This window comes from Vibrio sp. SCSIO 43140, from assembly GCF_023716585.1.
Classification (GTDB): Bacteria; Pseudomonadota; Gammaproteobacteria; order Enterobacterales; family Vibrionaceae; genus Vibrio; species Vibrio maritimus_B.
This window is the reverse complement of record NZ_CP071850.1, coordinates 776,073-795,695: the sequence shown is the minus strand read 5'-3', so window position 1 is coordinate 795,695 and position 19,623 is coordinate 776,073. Positions and strand designations below refer to the sequence as shown.

Here is a 19,623-nt window from a genome sequence, read left to right as displayed (position 1 = left end):
TTCTATAGAGCTTGAGATTGATGCACAATGTTATTGACGCTTAATCACAATATCGGCGAGATCTGCAGATGACCCGTGGTCCAAAATACCCATCCTACCAGTAAATAAAATGTCGCCAGCAAAACTCGTTTGCCTGCATAGCGCCAGAAACAGCGCTGCGGAGCTTGTGTCGATACAGAAAAACGCTCAGAGGAGTAATCCAGCACTTTGCGACTGGTAAAGACCACGACGACTAAAGCGAGAAAGCTTCCTAAAAAACTGCAAACAACAAGTGCTGCGGCCAAGCTCCACTCAAACCAAAGCAACGTAAATAGCGCGATGAGCGACGTGCTGGTGCACGGTCTAAGTCCATACAAAAGAAGCCCTATGCGCGATGATTGTTCGCTAGGAGTACTGGTGGCCTCTTTCGCATTAGAGCGAAGCCACTGCTTTATCAATGCCACGATGAGCAATACGAGTAAGTATCCACCAAATAACATCATGGCAACGCCAACCCATCGATTGATAGAAGATACGTAACCGAGTGACTGTCGATAGCCTAACAATAATACTTGGTTTGCGGCAATCACGACGCCTGCAGTCACCACACCTTGCATCACATTAAGTAGCAAGCAAGTCCCGACAATCTTTGGCTTGCTCATCGACTCTGCTGATACAAGAAAAACCAACGCACTTTTGCCATGTCCTGGTCCAAGAGAATGAACAAATCCGTAGATAAAAGTGAACAAACACGTCAATATTAGAGCCGTTCTGTCTCCCGTATCAATAAGGTCGAAATAGTCAGATAGCCCTGAAAGCAACGTTCTTTGCGTAGTGACTAAGTGCTGCCTGATAACATTCAGTTCGTTCACAACACTTACCACCACAATCAGTAACAGTGCGGCACCAACAAAAAATCCCCAACGCTGCTTTGAGCTATGATCCACAGGACAGACTCACTCTTTGGCTAAAGTGACTGCCTAGATCATCATCACCAACATCATCTACACCGAGCGACATGGCATAATCAATAATGTCTTGCGAAGGTGTTGGCGTGATTAACTCGTACTGACAGTGTGGATTGAGGGTTTCCCCTAAAGAAATAGTCGATCTATTTTGCCAAGAAATATCGATGTAATAAGTGTTATCAAACACTTGGATATCCAACTCTTCCTTGGTCAAATCTACGTTTCTCGATAACGGCAGGGTAAAGTTCAGGACCATTCGCCGCCCTTGCCTGCTCAGTGAATACACTTCAGGAAGTCTAAATTTCAGTGGTGCGTTATCCGCATACAGGTAGGTAAAGTAGTGAGTGTTCAATAGATTCCGCATCAATCTTAACGCTTCCTTATGAGCACTCTCCTCATTATCAAAAACCGAGAAATCCCCATCAAGCGCATACGCACTTGAGAATGGGTCAAAGGTCCATGTCATGGTCAAACTCTCTACTTCCGTGCCGTCTCCGTTTACCTTCAGTTCATTGCCGATCCATGAATGAGGGTGTGAGTAAGAGGAGACAGAGAAAAGCACAAGGAGCAGTAAAGAAAAATAACGCCGCATAGAATGAATCTCTTGAAACTAGAGCAGTGCTGTCATGTAAGCACTAGGACAATCACAACAATTGTTATGTTATATCATTTCAACTATAGCGGTAAAACATTGATACTGTCAGAAGATGCTAATCGTTCATAAAGCAAGTTGGTTACGGTTAAGTGCGACGAATAAACGACAAATACGCAATAGTGATGTTGGTTTTAATTGGTAATGAGGTCGACTTGAGAAAGTCTGAAAGGTAATAGAGAGGGAGAGAATGGCACGCCCTGTAGGATTCGAACCTACGACCACATCCTTAGAAGGGACGTGCTCTATCCAGCTGAGCTAAGGGCGCGCTACAGGGAAAGGATTATACGAGTTAGGAGAGGTAAATCAATGGCTTTATTGCCTAGAGCGGTTTAAACGCCCAAAAAAAAGTCAACATATCTGCAAAAGACGAAAAACCCACCGATGCAAACGTTTGCGTTGTAGCTTTTGAAATAGTTTTCTGGGACAATGCACACAAAAATAACAGTCAATTAACTTTCTCAAGGAAAATTATGTCTGCTCAAAACATTGATGGGAAACTCATTTCTCAAACTGTACGCTCAGAAGTTGCCGCTCGTGTTAAAGCGAGAACGGATGCAGGACTTCGAGCGCCGGGGTTAGCGGTTGTATTAGTGGGTGAAGACCCAGCCTCGCAAGTTTATGTGGGTAGCAAACGCCGTGCGTGTGAAGAAGTTGGTTTTGTGTCTAAGTCGTACGACTTGCCTGCTAGCGCAACAGAAGAACAGCTTCTGAGCCTTGTTGACGAACTGAATAATGACCCTGAAGTCGATGGCATCTTGGTACAGCTACCATTGCCTGCAGGTATCGACACGACGCATGTACTAGAGCGCATCATTCCAGAAAAAGATGTCGATGGCTTCCACCCCTATAATGTGGGTCGACTAGCACAGCGCATTCCTAAGTTACGCTCGTGCACGCCAAAAGGCATTATCACTCTCCTTGATCGTTACAACATTCAACTTCGTGGTAAACACGCTGTGATTGTGGGTGCATCGAACATTGTGGGTCGCCCTATGACACTAGAGCTATTACTGGCTGGCTGCACAACGACCACATGCCACCGATTCACTAAAGACCTAGAAAGCCATGTACGCCAAGCTGATGTGGTCGTTGTTGCAGTGGGTAAACCAAACTTTGTTCCTGGTCACTGGATCAAGAAAGGCGCTGTTGTGGTCGATGTAGGCATCAACCGTTTGGAAAATGGCACCTTAGTGGGCGACGTTGAGTACGATGTAGCAAAAGAAAACGCGAGCTTCATTACTCCAGTTCCTGGTGGTGTTGGTCCAATGACGGTAGCGAGTCTGATTGAGAATACTATGATTGCTTGTGAGCAATTTCATACCGCTAAAAAGTAATCTTATTGAGTAAGGGAGTTCGCTCCCTTACTATCCCTCCGCCCCTTGTCGCACACTATTTCCTCTTTACAATCATACAGATAACGTTAACCCCCTCTCATTTTGTACTGATACTTTCTTACCTATTAGCAACTTTACTTCTTCGTCACAGATTTCAAACCGCATGTTCGGTACAAACAACCTCAGAAGCGAATCAATCGAATAACGAGGAGATGTACCCCATGTATAAGAAAAACGCATTGATCACAGCAGAGAGCGGCTTACACACGAGGCCGGCAGCGCAGTTCGTTAAAGAAGCAAAAAAATACTCAGAAGATATCGAGATCGTCTCTAAGGGTAAGACGGCTACGGCTAAAAATTTGTTCAAGTTGCAGACATTGCAGCTTGTTAAAGGCACAGAAGTGACGGTTCAGTCATCCAACAGGCAAGCCGTTGATGAACTGGCAAGCTTCTTGGAGAAAGTGACCGGTTAGTAGATAGTAAAACTAAGCGCCCATGCACGCGGCCTGAGTGCATGGGCGCTTTTTCATTTTATGTACAATGAGAGAGAGCGTTAATCCATCGCGATTCGGTCAGCAAGGTGGCTGACAGCCAAAGCGAAGTAATACGAACGGTTCCACTTCATCAACACGTTATAGTTGTTATACACCAAATACACTCGACCATTTTCGTCATCAGGCATGATGAGCCAGGCCTTGATGTCTTCATCAAGTTGAGGCAGTGGGCGACCGTCGTATCGTGTCACACCGAGCTTGCTCCACTCTTGTAAGAACTTGCCTTTTTCAGGATCGCGCCCCTGAAGCTCAGGAGAAAACCCTTTAGGAACTTTGACTTGTCGTCCCCAAGTGTATTGATCATCCCAGCCAGATTTCGCTAAGTAGTTAGCGGTTGACGCGAAGACATCGGCTTCGCTGTCCCAGATATCTTTCTTGCCATCGCCATTACCATCAGCGGCAAAGTTCAGGAACGAACTCGGCATGAACTGGCTTTGCCCCATTGCACCAGCCCAGGACCCTTTCATGTCTTCAGGTGCAATATGACCTTGTTCTAGAATAGTTAGTGCCGCTAGTGCCTCACTGCGGAAGAAGGCTTCTCTTCGTCCTTCATACGCCATGGTTGATAACGCATCAATGACTCGATAGTTACCAGTAAAGCGACCAAAGTTACTTTCAACGCCCCACAATGCGACGATAAAGCGCGGCTGGACACCATATTCGTCACCAATGCGTTTCAGCTCAGCGTAGTGTTTGTTGTGAAGCTCTTTCGCTTGCTTCACTTTCCAATCCGGCACTGCTCTTGGTATGTACTCATCCAAGGTCAGCCTTTTCTCAGGCTGGTTACGGTCGGCTTTCACCGCTCTGGGTTTGTATTCCACACCAGCAAAGGCCTCTGTTAAGATTTGCTCAGAGATTCCTTGCTCTCGAGCCTCTTGCTTGAGACCCGCGACATATTCCTCGAAGGATTCCTTTTGTTGCGCGACTGCGCTTGTGGCTAGGCTTGCCCCTAGCATCACTGACAATATCTTTTTCACCGTGCCCTCCCCTGAGCAGTCGGATTATTTCTGTTGAGCTTTCTGCTCTTTATATTTATCCAGTAAGTTTTCTGGTGGTGGTGGTAATTGTAAGAAAAAGCCCTCTTCGTTAATCGACGTTTTGACCTTCTCAACATCGACCAACGCCAGCGTACGACCAGCAAGGTTAACCACCATGACAAACTGCGGTCTGCCAAACATGTTCATCAACGCTTCTGGTACTGGAGTAAAGTCGTCTTTCTTTGCGATGTACAGGTATGCCCCGTCTTTTTTAGTGCTTTTATAGATTGAACAAAGCATGGTTGTATCTCTTATCGTTACGTATCTTCTCAAGTAGAAGAAATAATTCGGTTAGTTTATGGAAAATTGAGAGTTAATTATCCATTTGAGAGCAAGATAGCTTGCTGTATCTAATGTTGAAATATAACATGATTATTCCCAAGTAACCTCTAGATACGGTTACATTGGCATAACCTAATCAATAGCAATGTCATTGGCACAAGGATTTGATCATCAATGTCTCAATCCCCAGATCTGAAAGGCAGTAGCTTCACCTTATCGGTGTTGCATCTTTCTGACAACGATGTTTCCAAAGCAGTTCAATTTTTACAACAAAAAGTCTCTCAAGCCCCGACATTTTTCGCTTCGGCACCCGTGGTGATCAATGTTAGCCAGGTTGATGGTGATATTAACTTTATCGACCTAAAGCTGGGCGTAGAAGAGATAGGTATGATTCCCGTTGGCATTACTGGCTGCCAAGATAAGCGCCTGCAAAACCTTGCATCAGAAGCAGGGTTTGCGGTCATGACGGCCAGCAAAGCACCTTCTCAAGCCCCCGCCAAAATGGAGCCAACCAAAATTGTTCGCAACCCAGTTCGCTCTGGGCAACAAATCTATGCCAAAAACAGTGACCTTGTCATATTAAGCCATGTGAGTGCGGGCGCCGAAGTTATCGCCGATGGCACCATTCATATCCATGGCACATTAAGAGGCAGAGCTATCGCAGGAGCGAGTGGCTCACGGGATGCAAAAATTCTCTGCAACGACTTACAAGCTGAACTAGTCTCCATAGCAGGGAACTACTGGCTCAGCGATCAGATTGAACGTGAATATTGGGGTAAAAAGGTGCTGTTCGGTATGACCGACGACCAACTCGATTTCGAGATCCTCACGATTTAGAATTTTAAGGAAAACAATAAATGGCACGCATTATTGTGGTAACGTCGGGTAAAGGCGGCGTAGGTAAGACGACCTCGAGCGCGGCAATCGCGTCAGGACTGGCACTAAAAGGCAAGAAAACGGCCGTTATCGACTTCGATATTGGTCTTCGTAACCTAGACCTTATCATGGGTTGTGAGCGTCGCGTGGTTTACGATTTCGTAAATGTCATCAATGGTGAAGCTACGCTAAATCAAGCGCTTATCAAAGATAAGCGTACTGACAATCTGTTCATTCTACCTGCCTCACAAACTCGTGATAAAGATGCGCTGACCAAAGATGGTGTACGTCGCGTATTGGACGATCTCGATGAAATGGGTTTTGACTTCGTGATCTGTGACTCACCTGCTGGTATTGAGCAAGGTGCATTGATGGCGCTGTACTTCGCGGACGAAGCGATTGTAACCACCAACCCAGAAGTCTCGTCGGTTCGCGACTCAGACCGTATTCTTGGCATCCTAGACTCGAAGTCTCGCCGCGCTGAAGAAGGCAAAGAGCCGGTTAAACAGCACCTATTGTTGACTCGCTACAACCCAGCTCGAGTAACACAAGGCGAAATGCTCTCTGTCGAAGACGTGGAAGAGATCCTACACATTTCACTGCTTGGTGTTATTCCAGAAAGCCAAGCGGTACTCAATGCCTCTAACAAAGGTGTGCCAGTCATTTTTGATGATGAGTCTGATGCAGGTATGGCGTACTCAGACACCGTTGATCGTCTACTCGGTGAGCAAGTCGACTTCCGCTTCTTAACAGAGCAGAAGAAAGGTATCTTCAAACGTCTATTCGGGGGGTAAGCTATGTCTCTACTTGAGTTTTTCCGCCCACAGAAGAAGACCTCAGCAAACCTAGCCAAAGAACGTTTGCAAATCATCGTTGCAGAAAGACGCAGTGAAGGCTCGCCTTCTCCGTCTTACTTACCGCAATTAAAGGAAGATATCCTTAAAGTGATCGCTAAATACGTCGACGTTGACCCATCTATGGTGGATCTGTCGTTCGAACACAAAGACGATGATATTTCGGTTCTTGAGCTCAACGTACAGCTTCCAGAAGACGAAAAGTAATTCAAAAAAGGCTCGCAATCGCGAGCCTTTTTTACATTTAGCTTGATTCAAACATCCATAACCTGGTCTAGCTGACGACCAAATAGCTCAAGACGCCACCCTTGCATCACATCCGGAAGCTTGGCTGGATCGCGCTGATGCTTCCAAACCCAAGAAAGGTATTGGTTAAGCTGCTTTTTGGACGCTAAAAACTCTGTCGCTAAGCCGCTGTGCTGAGCCGCCTTCTTCACTTCGTCTTTCAGTTTTTTGAACACTTGCTTGTAGCTTGGGAAGTCCATCAAGCGTTCAATTTTCTCTGGATAATCTTCTTCTGGCGTTTGCTGCGCACGCTTGACGATAGCGGCAATACGTTCACCATGACGACGAATAGCTCTAGGGTCGATGCCCTCTTGCTCCATCTGTTTTGGTTTTTTCAGCCCATGACGTGCAACCGTCCAAAGCTCTTGCTCTTTGATGATGAAGTTCAAAGCTAAGTCACGTTTAAGCGCTTCATTAAAGCGCCATGTCGCCAGCGGCTTAAGTACAGCTAGCTGCTTTCGTTTAAGCTGCCACGCGCCTTTGATGTCTAGATAGGCTTTCTCAGGATTCGGAGTTTTGCCGCGCTTTTGCATCAGCAGATCAGACTCTTGCTGAGCCGCTTCCCACCACTCTTTGGCTTCCACTTTAGCAAACAGCTTAAAGTACAGCGGCCACAGGTAGTACACGTCCGCCGCCGCATAATCGAGCTGCTTGTCGGTCAGTGGACGAGCTACCCAGTCGGCACGCGACTCACTCTTATCAAGCTCGACATCAAGATACTCTTGAACAAGAGTAGCAAAGCCCGTTGATAAACCGTGACCAAGAAATGCGGCCATGATCTGCGTATCCACCATTGGGTATGGCATGCAATCAAAGCTGTTCGCGAACACCTCAAGGTCTTCGCCGCAAGCATGAAGAACCTTTAATACTGACGTGTCCTTCAAGAGCTCGATGAAAGGGGTGAAATCACTAATAGTAAGTGGGTCAATAAGTGACAACTGTTCGCCGTCATAAAGCTGAATCAATCCAAGCTTTGGGTAGTAAGTACGAATGCGCACAAACTCAGTGTCCAACATTACGACATCGGATTCACGAGCCTTGCTGCATACCGACTCTAGCTCGGCAAACTCTGTTACTATTTGGAATTCCACTCAATCTCTCTTTATAAAAAATGCCAGCTTTGCGGGCTGGCATTTTAGCACTGATTGTAATCAAACGTTAACTTAAACTGTCTTCTCTGAGGTTTTCATCAGTTTTGCATCGTTTTCTTCGCGCAACACGCGGCGTAGAATCTTACCAACGTTAGTTTTTGGCAGATCTTCTCTAAATTCAACGCGTTTCGGGATCTTATAGCCCGTCAAGTGTTGACGACAATGCTCGATGACCTCTTCTTTAGTCAGAGAGTTGTCTTTCTTAACGATGAAAATCTTAACGATCTCACCCGAGGCTTCGTTCGCCTCACCAATCGCTGCGACCTCGAGTACCTTGTCATTCAAGGCAACAACGTCTTCAATTTCATTTGGATAAACGTTGAAGCCCGACACCAAAATCATATCTTTCTTGCGGTCGACGATATGCAAAAATCCTTCGTCGTCGAACTCAACGATATCACCTGTTGATAGCCAACCTTCTTGGTTGATCACCTCTTTGGTCGCTTCCGCACGCTGCCAATAGCCTTGCATCACCTGAGGACCACGAACCTGGAGTTCGCCTTTACCATCGCCCTCAACTGGATTGCCTTCTTCATCGACAATACGTACTTCCGTAGAAGGCACTGGAAGACCAATTGACCCATTATATTCAACCAAATCATGCGGATAAGCGGCAACGAGAGGCGAACACTCCGTCAGACCGTAACCTTCGAGAAGCAAACAGCCTGTGGTTTTCTTCCACTGCTCAGCAACGGCACGTTGAACCGCCATACCACCGCCCACCGCAAGTCTTAGTCCACGGAAGTCCAACTCATGGAAATCTTCATTATTAAGAAGTGCATTGAACAGGGTGTTTACCCCGGTAATCGCAGTAAATGGGTATTTTTGTAGCTCTTTCACAAAGCCCGGAATGTCGCGCGGGTTGGTGATCAGTAGGTTTTGACCACCCATTTCAATGAACAGCAGACAGTTCACTGTAAGTGCAAATACGTGATAGAGCGGCAGTGCCGTTACCACAAACTCACGTCCTTCGTGCAATACTGGCGCATACATGCCCTTCGCCTGCATCACGTTAGCAATCATATTGCGGTGAGTCAGGATCGCGCCTTTAGCGACGCCTGTCGTACCACCGGTATATTGCAAAAACGCAATATCATCACCCGTCATAAAAGGCTTAACGTATTGCAGGCGACGACCCTTATGGAGAGCCTTCTTAAAAGAAATCGCTCCTGGTAAATCGTACTTAGGCACCATGCCTTTCACGTACTTCACAACGAAATCAACAATCGTGCCTTTCGCTGTTGGCAGCATTTGTCCTAGGCTGGTCAGCACCACGTGCTTGATCGGCGTCTTATCTACAACTTGCTCTAGAGTGTTAGCAAAGTTTGACACGATAACGATGGCTTTCGCATCTGCGTCATTCAACTGATGCTCTAACTCACGAGGGGTATAAAGTGGGTTAACGTTGACCGCAATAAGGCCGGCTCTAAGTACACCAAATAGCGCTATTGGGTATTGCAGCAAGTTTGGCATCATAATCGCGACGCGATCGCCTTTTTGCAACTTGAGTTCATTTTGCAGGTACGCCGCAAACGCTCGGCTGCGCTCTTCCAACTTACGGAACGTCATGACAGAGCCCATGTTCACAAACGCAGGTTGGTCTGCAAATTTATGAACCGACTGTTCGAACATCTCAACTAGAGAAGGGTACTGATCCGGATTGATGTGCTCAGGCACGTCACTTGGGTATCGAGAAAGCCAAGGTTTATCCACAATTCTACTCCTTGCGTGTAAGGTCACTCTTCCGTTTCATAGCCGTAGGCAGGTTTCAGTGTTGTTTTAAAATATTGTTAACACTTTATGGGACTATGAATGTTTTATAATTCCTGCTATTACAACACAGCAGACCAGTTAGCGCACGAAAGACTCAAACACTTGTTTAATTTTTGTTAACTAGTCCAAGTATTAGTTCAAATACACTTTCTGGCGACTCAAGATGACAATGATGGTCACCCGCCACCCACTCAATTTGTGCCTTGGGCAACATCGCTAAGCGCTTTTTATGTTGAAGGTAGGCATAACCACGCTCGCCCAAAATCACCAAATGAGGTGTTTGAATAGCATCGACGATCGCCTGAGCATTTTGCTCCGCCATTCGGTAGACAGACTCGCACTTGAGCTTACTGTCATGACGCCAATACCATTTACCCTGCTCACAACGAAGATCGCGCTCTACGATCGGCAACACAGCAGACTCGGAGAGTTTTGTTGCTCTGATCCGCATGTTAATCGCGTCTTGTTTCGAAGGAATAGCTTTAGCGGTTTTACCACGCCAGCGCTCGCGGCTTTCAATGCCTTTTCTTAAGCGTTCAGCACTTAGCTGAGGTGATTCAGATAAAGGGATATGCGCTTCGATTTGAACTAAACCTGAGACTTTTTCAGGAAAGGCAGCACTATAGCAACTTGCGATCAATGCACCAAGTGAATGCCCCACTAGAAACACATCGACTGCGTGAAGTTTAATCAATATGCGGTGAAGATCATCAATATAGTCGTGAAAGTTATAGAAATGATGAGGACTCTTGTGGGAAGAGTGTCCATGCCCAGGTAAGTCTATGGCGACAACACGCCAATCGGGCGATTGTTTCTCAATCAGCGCAAGTAAAGCATGAAAACTGGCCGCATTGTCCATCCAACCATGAATAAAAACGACCGTCTTGGCGGTCGTTTTTATGGCTTCGCGTTCAAGGTAGGCTATCGTCCTGTCGTCTATCTTGAGCGATTTTTCTTTAAAGGTGGAATCCAATCCTATTTAACCTCTTTGATCACTCGACCTGTGCTTGGTCCGCTGTGGTAATAGAAACCATCGCAATAGTAACCCCAGCATGACCCATAGCTGCCAAAGTCGCGATTAATGATTAAGCGTTCTTCAACTCGCCACAGGTAATTACCATAGGCATTAATAACCGGGAAGTCACCTTCATATTCGCCAATGCGCCCGCGCTCCATACCATCTTTGTAACCACCAAAGGTGACTAAACGCCCTTGCGCGTAGGTGATAGGGTCAACAAACCCGTCTACATAGGCAATGAAGCGTCCATTTGGCTCTTCACTAATATCTGGCTTGCCATACTTGTCAATAGGTAGGTTAACAACTTCGATGCGAGTTCTATCGGCGAGATTTTTTACCGTGTCTATCACACCACCCAAACGCACTTCGGTCTTGTCATTGGTATCAAGGACACCTTGATAAGTGGCAACCACGTTCTCGTTGTTGGTCGCTAAGGTGTCAGGAAGGCTGCCACAGGCACTCAAAATGGCACTTAACGCCACAATACTACTGAGTTTCAGGAGTGTTTTCATAAATGGGGATACCGTAATTAAAGCAAGTTACAGTTAAAGCAAATAACTCTTATTATCATATATAGATATCGACACCAAGCAACTGTTCGAGTTCCTCTCTTTTGGCTCGATTCATAACATTCATATACTCTTCCAGAGCCTTTTTCGATCGACCCTCTGGGAGATCATATTGAACCTGAGCCTTTGCCATGTCAGCATCGGATAAATGTTTCACTGAGTGCGCGACCGCTTGCGCCACTTTCGTGACCTGTGTCGATTGACTGGTTGACTGCGAAGATTGAGATGTAGACGCTTTTGACACTGCCTTTTTTGCATTGGCTTTCTGTGTCTTGCGCTGGTTGGGAATAGAAGGTAAGCCGTTAATCGAGACCATAATCAAGTTGGGCTAGCGCTGTGGACTAGCCCTCTCCTTCGTTACTCTCTGCCTGGCAGCTTTTTCCATGCGACAGTATCACGCAAATAAACTGGGCTAGCTTCTTCAGCTGGGACTGTGTTGCCCTTTGCTAACTCGAACTGAGCAAGATACGCAATATCCTGTGCCTCTGGGTAGAGAACCTCTGAAGCTTGAGTGGTGATCGCCAGTGTTGATAATGGTTCTGAGTATGCATCCCAACCTGTACCAGCAGTTGTCCATGTATGCTCGTCTGCCACGATATTTTCGACAAGAACACTCGGCGGAATGACTTGCTCTTGATCGACCTCTTGCCAGTCTCCTGACTCTAGACGCTCAAAACGACCCCAATACACTTCGTTCATACGTGCATCGATCGCACTCGCTACGTTAGTTGCTTGGGCGATACGATAGGCCCCTTGCGCCATCGCTTTTAATGTCGAAATGCCGATCATCGGCAGATCTGCACCAAAACCCAAACCTTGCGCGATACCAATACAAATACGCACACCAGTAAAGCTACCTGGACCACGTGCAAACGCAAGCGCATCAAGATCAGTCAAGGTTAGATCTGCCTCTTTCAGCAGTTCATCTACCATTGGCAGTACTTTCTTAGTGTGGTCGCGCGGCGCGAGTTCACTGCGTGAGTATGTCTTGTCGCCAACTAGGAGCGCTACTGAGCAATTTTCTGTTGCGGTATCGATAGCTAAGATTTTGTAAGTCATTTATTTCTCAATTTGTTCTTCTGCTGCACTCGGTGCTTCGCCTTGTGCTAAAAACGTTTTAATCACGCCCAAGTCTCGAGTACGGGGAATCGGCGGGAGACTGGATAAGAAGGTCGCTCCATAGTCTCTGGTCACTAATCGGTTATCGCAAATAATCAGTGCACCACGATCTTTTTGATCGCGTATCAAACGTCCAACACCCTGCTTGAGCGTAATCACCGCATCGGGGATCTGAACCTGCTGAAATGGGTCTCCCCCTTGCAGCTTACAATCTTCGATCCGCGCTTTAAGTAACGGATCATCCGGTGCGGTAAACGGTAATTTGTCGATGATAACACAGCTCAAGGTGTCACCTCTAACATCTATTCCTTCCCAGAACGCCCCTGTTGCCACCAGCAAGGCGTTCCCAAGCTCCATAAACTCCGCTAGGGTTTTCTGCTTACTGGTTTCCCCTTGCAATAACACTGGCAGTGATAGTGTCTCTCGGAACTTCTCCCCAAGCTCACGCATCATGCTGTGCGACGTACACAAAAAGAAACAGCGTCCTTGGTTTTGCTCAATGACAGGGGTAAGCATTCTTACCAGCTTATCAGCCAGACCATTACTGTTGGGCTCTGGCAAGTAACGAGGCACACAGAGTCTTGCTTGGCTTGGATAATCAAACGGACTTGGTAATGAAAACTGCTTTTTGGGCACTAAGCCCAATCGCGAGGTGAAATGACCAAAATCATCCGAGACAGCGAGTGTCGCGGAGGTAAATATCCAAGCACCCCCTTTCATTTCAACCTGCTCATGAAACTTATCGGCCACCGTCAAAGGGGTGATATGCAAACTAAAATGGCGTGGTGATGTATCATACCAGTAGGAGTAGCCAGTAATCGTCACATCACAGACTCGCTCAATTCTGCCCTTTACGAGGTTAGCACGCTCAAACGCGGTATCGAGAAGTTGACTACGGCCAAGTGCAAGCTTGAGTACATCAATGACGAACTCCAAAGCATCTGTGAGTCTTTCCATCTCACGCTTAATACTTGGCGAAGCGATTGCATCTCGCCAGTTACCGCGAAAGCCAGTATCACCAAGAACAATTCGCATATCCATCGCGGCTTGAGACAGACGCTCTCCTGCTTTTTGCAGTTGACGCATATCTCTCGCTTCAGTGCGATAGCCAATCTCAATGTCCTTACACAGATCTTGGATCTGTCGGCTAGAAACTGATTGTCCAAAGTACTGGCTAGCAATATCAGGGATCTGGTGAGCTTCATCGAAGATAAACACGTCAGCCTCTGGTATCAGTTCACCAAAACCAGTCTCTTTGATCGCCAAGTCCGCCATAAACAAGTGATGGTTCACGACCACAACATCAGAATCAAGCGCTCGCCTTCTTGCCTTGAGTACAAAGCAATCCTCGTAACTCGGACACTCTTTGCCTAGGCAATTGTCATTGGTTGAGGTAATGGTCGGAATGATTGGGCTGTCTTCAGCAATGGCATCGCACTCACCTAAATCGCCTGACTTGGTCTCCGAGGACCAGGTTCGCACTTTAACTAGCTGGGAAAGCAGATCAGTTTGCGTTTCAGTCGTGTGGCTTTCGACCATTTGTCGACTCAGCCTATCCAAACACAAATAGTTAGAACGACCTTTCAGCAGTGACACTTTTCCATGAAAGCCCAAAGCTTCAACCATCAAAGGCAGATCTCGGTGGAACAGCTGCTCCTGCAGGTTTTTCGAGCCGGTACTGATGATCGTCTTTTTTCCACTCAGTAACGCAGGAACGAGATAAGCAAATGTCTTACCCGTGCCCGTGCCCGCCTCGACAACCAGCTGCGTTTGATGCTCAATAGCTTCCTCAACGGCATTCGCCATATCCAGCTGCGGTTGGCGTGGTTGAAATCCCGGTATGACCTGCCCTAGCGCACCATCAGAGGCAAACGCTTTGGTGATTGTTCGTGAACCCATTTGGTACCACTGCTAATAAAGAATGGGGGTAGTATACCCAAACCAACAGCAGTTAAAAAACCGATTTGGTAAGGCCAAAGGCTACTAGATTGCATCGAAATCCGGCTTGCTAGAGCCTTTGCCTTTAGTGCGGCAGACTTCTTTTGTTGAAACCTTGCTCAGAATAGATTAATAATGTCGGTTATATTGCGTACAACCTTCATAACACGCAGCAAAAATTAAATCCTCGAGTGAGCAAACCTCCAATGCCTTTCATTGAGTTGCATGATCACTGACACACCAAATAAATAGTTTGAGTGACCACGAGGTATGAATGACATTTTCACGGAAGCAGTAAATCATGGAAAAGAAGACCTTATTGACGCATTGCAACGATGCGCCAGGTTTGATCTCAAAGATCACTAACATCTGTTACAAGCACCAGCTAAACATTATTCACAACAACGAATTTGTGGATAACACCAGCGGTCATTTCTTTATGCGTACCGAGCTGGAAGGTTACTTCAATGACGAGACCTTCTTAGCAGACCTAGACCACGCCCTTCCTGAAGGGACTAAACGCAGACTGGTTGATTCATCTCGCAAACGCATCGTTATCTTAGTGACCAAAGAAGCACATTGTCTTGGTGATATCCTGATGAAAAACTTCGATGGCAGCCTAGACGTCGAGATCGCGGCAGTTATCGGCAACTACGACATCCTCCAGGGATTAACAGAGAAGTTTGATATTCCGTATCACTGTGTGTCTCACGAAGGTCTTAGCCGCGAAGAGCACGAAGCAAAAATGTTGGAAGCCATTGACCAATACGAAGCAGACTACCTAGTGTTAGCTAAGTACATGCGCGTACTGACGCCGACTTTCGTTGAGAAGTACCATCACAAAATCATTAACATCCACCACAGCTTCTTGCCTGCCTTTATCGGCGCGAAACCTTATCAGCAAGCGTATGATCGCGGCGTTAAGATCATTGGTGCGACCGCTCACTTTGTTACCAACGACTTGGATGAAGGTCCGATCATTAAGCAAGACGTTATTCCTGTCGACCACAACTTCAGCGCTGCTGATATGGCACAAGCAGGTCGTGACGTAGAGAAGAATGTCCTATCTAAGGCGCTCAATAAAGTGGTTAACGATCACGTATTCGTCTACGGAAACAAGACAGTAATCTTGTAAATACCTATTTGATTTCATTAGATTAAAAAGCCCTTCTCATCTTAGTATGAAGGGCTTTTTCTCTTTCATAGCGTCGACATTTACTGGTAGGTGTCACCTTTCGAATAATCCACCCGATAACCCAAGTCATCGAGCATCCCGAGTGTCACCGGACCTATCAGGTTGCCATTTGCCATCAACTCTGCACTCATGTCTGGCACTGGGCGACCATTCTTATCGTAGCGTTTTTTGTCTTCACCCCATTTAGAGTCGTAAAGATGCCCCCCGTCATCACTGATTGGCAGCTCGCGATAGTCCACATCATATTGCTCATTAAAGCGCTTCACCGCTTGGCTATTGCGCACCATAAACACCTTACCGAGCTGCCCGTCGTGACGTGTGTAGTCCATGGAATACGCACCGATGCCAAACACATGCCCCATTTCATGCAGAATGTTGGCGTTGAACTCCACCTGATCAAAGCCAGGTTCGTAGGTGTGACTGCCAATAAATACCGAGCCTTCGGTTGGGATTAAACGCCAATTAACGTCAATTTCAGCCTCTGGCCCCGCCATACCGTTGGCGTTATCCATGGGCACCACGTAGAAGTCAATATCAAGGCTGTGCTGCTCGACCCCATCCACGGCGAGAATGACCTCAAGCCAGCGTTTCGATGCGGACAAATAGGGCTGAATGCGTGAATCGGTCCACTTGGCTAGCTTGCCGTCGTGAAGTGTTAGCTGATTGCAGAAGTTGAGGTTAAGTGTGAGATGATCATTGGTGATACTGCGAGATGCTTTGACATCACATTGAGGGTTGTCGAAGTCAAATTCTTTGGCATGAGTAGCCATTGGCAGGCAAGACAACATCGCCGCAATACCAATAAGCCTTGTACTATCACCAACCACCTTGTTTAGATTCACGCGTCGTTTCCTTACAATCTGAATACGTTCTTCAATTGTAGCTTGCCGACGCGCGTTCATTGGTATGAAGGTGTCTTTACCGTGTTTAACTGTTAACCACGCAAGTAACCTTTTTCACTAGGATGTCAGATTAAGAGCGGAGTCACTTATTCGTGTTCTGAAGCGACGATGTTTTTCAAACTGTGAGGGTGGAGCTTGATGCAGATGTTATTGAATTTAAACGCGACCGTTGGGTTAGCCAGACGCTCACCTTCTCCTTTCGGGCTCGATAACTTCACCTTCACCCCTTGCTGTTTCGCTTGCTCAAGCTGACGCTCAAGGTTCGGAAACAGCTTATAGAGATCTTGCAAAAAGGTCTCAGCGGTCAGCGCATTTGATGGCACCACAAATTCAACATGCTCCCAGTCTTCTATTGGGTGTGTTTTACCAATCGCAGGGTAAGGCAATTCCAGACATTCAATCGACCATCCATGACTTTGAACAGCGTTATCGAACTCTAGTACGATAATTGGACGACCGTTGATCCGCGCTTCAGAGATCACTTTCCCATATTCTAACCATGCCTGATGCGCCGCTTTTGCCAGCTCAGCATCGTTAATACGCAAAGCAATATGATCCGCCTGATAAGCAGATAAATCGATAGCTAACAGGCTGCATAAAGCCTGAATATTATCCAGAAAATCATCGATTTTATTCAACATTGCAGAAGGCACTAGACCTTTTTCTATCAGGGTTTGTTGCATTTTTTCGTGCTCACTTTGGTCATCAAACGCCAAATAGTAGCAGGATTGAGCTAGAATCAGAAAAAATACAAACTTTCCCCCTAGGTCAGCGGCGTTAAAGTTGCTATTATGTGCGCCAATTTACTAGATTAAATCCAATTCCAAGAATTGAAGCCAAGTTTTGAAGGAAATGCGTGTGAATATCCAAGCACTGATCAACGACAAAGTATCTCAGGCTCTAGAAGCCGCTGGCGCACCTGCAGGCAGTCCTGCGGCTGTTCGCCAATCTGCAAAGCCACAGTTTGGTGACTACCAAGCAAACGGCGTAATGGGCGTTGCTAAGAAGTTGGGTACTAATCCACGAGAATTCGCGCAAAAAGTTCTGGATGTTTTGGACCTAGATGGAATTGCAAGCAAAACAGAAATTGCTGGTCCTGGCTTTATCAACATCTTCCTAAGTGAAGAGTTCCTAGCGCAGCAAGCAGACGAGGCTCTAGCTGACTCTCGCCTAGGTGTAGCTTCTCAAGAGCAGCAAACGATCGTTGCTGACTACTCAGCACCAAACGTAGCTAAAGAAATGCACGTCGGCCACCTGCGCTCAACCATCATCGGTGATGCAGTTGTTCGTACGCTAGAGTTTTTGGGTCACAAAGTGATTCGTGCAAACCATATCGGTGACTGGGGTACTCAGTTCGGTATGCTTATCGCAAACCTAGAGCGCGTACAACAAGAGTCTGGCGAAGTCTCTATGGAGCTTTCTGACCTTGAAGCGTTTTACCGTGAGTCTAAAAAACTGTATGACGAAGATGCAGAATTTGCCGAGCGCGCACGTGGCTATGTTGTAAAACTTCAAGGTGGCGATGAGTTCTGTGGCGAGATGTGGAAGAAACTGGTTGACGTCACTATGATTCAAAACCAGCGTAACTACGACCGTCTAAACGTATCACTGACTCGCGATGACGTAATGGGCGAAAGCATGTACAACGACATGCTGCCAGGCATTGTTCAAGATCTAAAAGAAAAAGGTCTAGCAGTAGAAGATGACGGCGCGCAAGTTGTATTCCTTGATGAGTACAAGAACAAAGATGGTGAGCCAATGGGCGTTATCATCCAGAAGCGCGACGGCGGCTTCCTGTACACCACTACCGATATCGCTTGTGCTAAGTACCGCTACGAGCAGCTAGGCGCAGACCGCGTACTTTACTTCATCGACTCACGTCAGCATCAGCACCTGCAACAGGCGTGGACAATTGTTCGTAAAGCAGGCTACGTGCCAGAGTCAACAACGCTTGAGCACCACGCATTCGGTATGATGCTAGGTAAAGATGGCCGTCCATTTAAGACACGTGCTGGTGGTACGGTTCGTCTTGCAGACCTTCTAGATGAAGCGGTTGAGCGTGCAAACGCGCTTATCGAGTCTAAGAACCCTGAACTTGCAAGCGAAGAGAAAGCAAACATCGCGAACACAGTTGCAATGGCAGCGGTTAAGTACGCAGATCTTTCTAAGCACCGTACGACTGACTACGTGTTTGACTGGGACAACATGCTTGCATTTGAAGGCAACACAGCACCTTACATGCAGTACGCTTACACTCGCGTGGCATCAGTATTCGCGAAAGCAGGTGTGTCGATGGATGAGCTTAATGGCGACATCAAGATCACTGACGAAAAAGAGAAAGCACTGGTTGCTAAGCTTCTACAATTTGAAGAAGCGGTTGAGTCAGTGGCTCGTGAAGGTCAGCCTCACATCATGTGCAGCTACCTATTTGAACTAGCAGGTCAATTCTCTAGCTTCTACGAAGCGTGTCCAATCCTAGTTGCCGAAGACGAAGCGGTGAAGCAAAGCCGTTTACGTCTTGCAGCCCTAACTGCTAAGACTATCAAACAAGGTCTTGAGCTATTAGGTATCGAGACACTAGAAAGAATGTAATTTGTTGAATTACCATTCATAATAGAAGGCGAGATGCGAAAGCACCTCGCCTTTTTTGTCCCTTTTATTTCGACATGAGCGCCTACCATGAGCTTTGAACTGCACCCACAACTAACAAAAGACACAAGCCTACTTGGTGAATTTCCGTTGAGCCTTGCCCTGCTACACAGAGACGACTCCGTTCCTTGGGTTATCTTAGTGCCTAAGAAAGCAGACTTAACTGAGTTGCATCACCTGCCAATGCAGGAGCAACAGCAGTTTCTAATCGAGTCTGAGGTAGTCAACCGTGCTCTAGAGACCCTTTTTACTCCTGATAAGCTCAATTTTGGCGCACTGGGTAACATGGTGCCGCAGCTTCACGTTCATCATATTGCGCGCTTCAAGAATGATATCGCTTGGCCTGGACCACTGTGGGGAAGCACGAAGGGTGAGTATCGCAGCGATGCAGACCAACAAAGCTTGGTTCAACGTATTCAGTCGCAGCTAGCGGAAAGTGAGCTTTTTAAAAGCGCATGATTGACTAACAGCTGGTTGTTCAAAAG

At 46.7% G+C, this 19,623-nt stretch carries 21 protein-coding genes and 1 tRNA gene; 8 read left to right on the top strand and 14 right to left on the bottom strand.

Features of this window, described 5'->3' with window-relative positions; translation table 11 throughout:
- Positions 1–44: 44 nt before the first annotated feature.
- From J4N45_RS03820 to J4N45_RS03810, 3 genes are all read right to left on the bottom strand, one after another.
- A complete protein-coding gene (locus J4N45_RS03820) occupies positions 45–926 on the bottom strand; it encodes a hypothetical protein (RefSeq protein ID WP_252013711.1) in 882 nt (293 codons plus the stop codon).
- Positions 916–1,539, bottom strand: a complete 624-nt coding sequence (locus J4N45_RS03815) for a DUF1007 family protein (RefSeq protein ID WP_252013710.1) — start codon at positions 1,537–1,539, stop codon at positions 916–918. The genes J4N45_RS03820 and J4N45_RS03815 overlap by 11 nt, the downstream gene beginning before the upstream one ends.
- A gap of 251 nt (positions 1,540–1,790) precedes the next feature.
- Positions 1,791–1,867 (bottom strand) — tRNA-Arg (locus J4N45_RS03810).
- 205 nt (positions 1,868–2,072) lie between these two features.
- Here J4N45_RS03810 and folD point away from each other — a divergent pair.
- On the top strand, positions 2,073–2,936 hold the full coding sequence (folD, locus tag J4N45_RS03805) for a bifunctional methylenetetrahydrofolate dehydrogenase/methenyltetrahydrofolate cyclohydrolase FolD (RefSeq protein ID WP_234494354.1): 864 nt from the start codon (positions 2,073–2,075) through the stop codon (positions 2,934–2,936).
- 221 nt (positions 2,937–3,157) lie between these two features.
- Positions 3,158–3,409 (top strand): HPr family phosphocarrier protein, encoded by a 252-nt coding sequence (locus tag J4N45_RS03800; RefSeq protein ID WP_234494355.1) that lies wholly within the window; start codon positions 3,158–3,160, stop codon positions 3,407–3,409.
- An 80-nt stretch (positions 3,410–3,489) separates the two neighbouring features.
- Here J4N45_RS03800 and J4N45_RS03795 read toward each other — a convergent pair whose 3' ends face one another.
- Together J4N45_RS03795 and J4N45_RS03790 are read right to left on the bottom strand one after the other, a co-directional pair.
- Positions 3,490–4,467: a lytic murein transglycosylase gene (locus J4N45_RS03795; protein WP_252013709.1), complete on the bottom strand. Its 978-nt coding sequence runs from the start codon at positions 4,465–4,467 to the stop codon at positions 3,490–3,492.
- A gap of 24 nt (positions 4,468–4,491) precedes the next feature.
- A complete protein-coding gene (locus J4N45_RS03790) occupies positions 4,492–4,767 on the bottom strand; it encodes a YcgL domain-containing protein (RefSeq protein ID WP_252013708.1) in 276 nt (91 codons plus the stop codon).
- 216 nt (positions 4,768–4,983) lie between these two features.
- Here J4N45_RS03790 and minC point away from each other — a divergent pair, with 216 nt between their 5' ends.
- From minC to minE, 3 genes are read left to right on the top strand one after another with little or no spacing between them, the layout of a single operon-like run.
- Positions 4,984–5,646, top strand: coding sequence for a septum site-determining protein MinC (gene minC / locus J4N45_RS03785; protein WP_252013707.1), 663 nt, complete (start codon positions 4,984–4,986; stop codon positions 5,644–5,646).
- 20 nt (positions 5,647–5,666) lie between these two features.
- Positions 5,667–6,479 carry a septum site-determining protein MinD gene (gene minD / locus J4N45_RS03780; RefSeq protein ID WP_042476445.1) on the top strand — a complete coding sequence of 271 codons (813 nt, stop codon included), beginning with the start codon at positions 5,667–5,669 and terminating at the stop codon, positions 6,477–6,479.
- A 3-nt stretch (positions 6,480–6,482) separates the two neighbouring features.
- Positions 6,483–6,746, top strand: a complete 264-nt coding sequence (minE, locus tag J4N45_RS03775) for a cell division topological specificity factor MinE (RefSeq protein ID WP_042476441.1) — start codon at positions 6,483–6,485, stop codon at positions 6,744–6,746.
- A 47-nt stretch (positions 6,747–6,793) separates the two neighbouring features.
- Here minE and rnd read toward each other — a convergent pair whose 3' ends face one another.
- The 7 genes from rnd to yoaA all read right to left on the bottom strand — a co-directional run bounded on the left by rnd (position 6,794) and on the right by yoaA (position 14,353).
- A complete protein-coding gene (gene rnd / locus J4N45_RS03770; protein ID WP_234494358.1) occupies positions 6,794–7,915 on the bottom strand; it encodes a ribonuclease D in 1,122 nt (373 codons plus the stop codon).
- A gap of 72 nt (positions 7,916–7,987) precedes the next feature.
- Complete coding sequence (fadD, locus tag J4N45_RS03765) at positions 7,988–9,688, bottom strand: long-chain-fatty-acid--CoA ligase FadD (protein ID WP_252013706.1); 1,701 nt, start codon at positions 9,686–9,688, stop codon at positions 7,988–7,990.
- A 166-nt stretch (positions 9,689–9,854) separates the two neighbouring features.
- Entirely contained in the window at positions 9,855–10,721 is an 867-nt protein-coding gene (locus J4N45_RS03760) for an alpha/beta fold hydrolase (RefSeq protein ID WP_252013705.1), read from the bottom strand.
- Between the two features lie 2 nt (positions 10,722–10,723).
- Positions 10,724–11,278: a Slp family lipoprotein gene (locus tag J4N45_RS03755; RefSeq protein WP_042476439.1), complete on the bottom strand. Its 555-nt coding sequence runs from the start codon at positions 11,276–11,278 to the stop codon at positions 10,724–10,726.
- 55 nt (positions 11,279–11,333) lie between these two features.
- Positions 11,334–11,651, bottom strand: coding sequence for a hypothetical protein (locus J4N45_RS03750; protein ID WP_042476436.1), 318 nt, complete (start codon positions 11,649–11,651; stop codon positions 11,334–11,336).
- 41 nt (positions 11,652–11,692) lie between these two features.
- Positions 11,693–12,394, bottom strand: a complete 702-nt coding sequence (gene tsaB, locus J4N45_RS03745; RefSeq protein WP_234494361.1) for a tRNA (adenosine(37)-N6)-threonylcarbamoyltransferase complex dimerization subunit type 1 TsaB — start codon at positions 12,392–12,394, stop codon at positions 11,693–11,695.
- Positions 12,395–14,353, bottom strand: a complete 1,959-nt coding sequence (yoaA, locus tag J4N45_RS03740; protein ID WP_252013704.1) for a DNA repair helicase YoaA — start codon at positions 14,351–14,353, stop codon at positions 12,395–12,397.
- 340 nt (positions 14,354–14,693) lie between these two features.
- On the opposite strand from yoaA, the gene purU reads away from it, so the two are divergent.
- Positions 14,694–15,527 carry a formyltetrahydrofolate deformylase gene (gene purU, locus J4N45_RS03735; protein WP_234494363.1) on the top strand — a complete coding sequence of 278 codons (834 nt, stop codon included), beginning with the start codon at positions 14,694–14,696 and terminating at the stop codon, positions 15,525–15,527.
- An 80-nt stretch (positions 15,528–15,607) separates the two neighbouring features.
- On the opposite strand, the gene J4N45_RS03730 is transcribed toward purU, so the two are convergent.
- The gene (locus J4N45_RS03730) at positions 15,608–16,429 is read right to left on the bottom strand and encodes a leishmanolysin (protein WP_252013703.1); all 822 of its coding nucleotides are present in this window, start codon (positions 16,427–16,429) and stop codon (positions 15,608–15,610) included.
- A gap of 146 nt (positions 16,430–16,575) precedes the next feature.
- Entirely contained in the window at positions 16,576–17,172 is a 597-nt protein-coding gene (locus J4N45_RS03725) for a VOC family protein (RefSeq protein WP_252013702.1), read from the bottom strand.
- Between the two features lie 175 nt (positions 17,173–17,347).
- Between J4N45_RS03725 and argS the strand changes: the two genes are divergently transcribed.
- Both argS and J4N45_RS03715 read left to right on the top strand, forming a co-directional pair.
- A complete protein-coding gene (argS, locus tag J4N45_RS03720; protein WP_252013701.1) occupies positions 17,348–19,081 on the top strand; it encodes an arginine--tRNA ligase in 1,734 nt (577 codons plus the stop codon).
- Positions 19,082–19,168: 87 nt separating this feature from the next.
- Positions 19,169–19,597 carry an HIT domain-containing protein gene (locus J4N45_RS03715; RefSeq protein ID WP_252013700.1) on the top strand — a complete coding sequence of 143 codons (429 nt, stop codon included), beginning with the start codon at positions 19,169–19,171 and terminating at the stop codon, positions 19,595–19,597.
- The last annotated feature ends 26 nt before the right edge of the window (positions 19,598–19,623 follow it).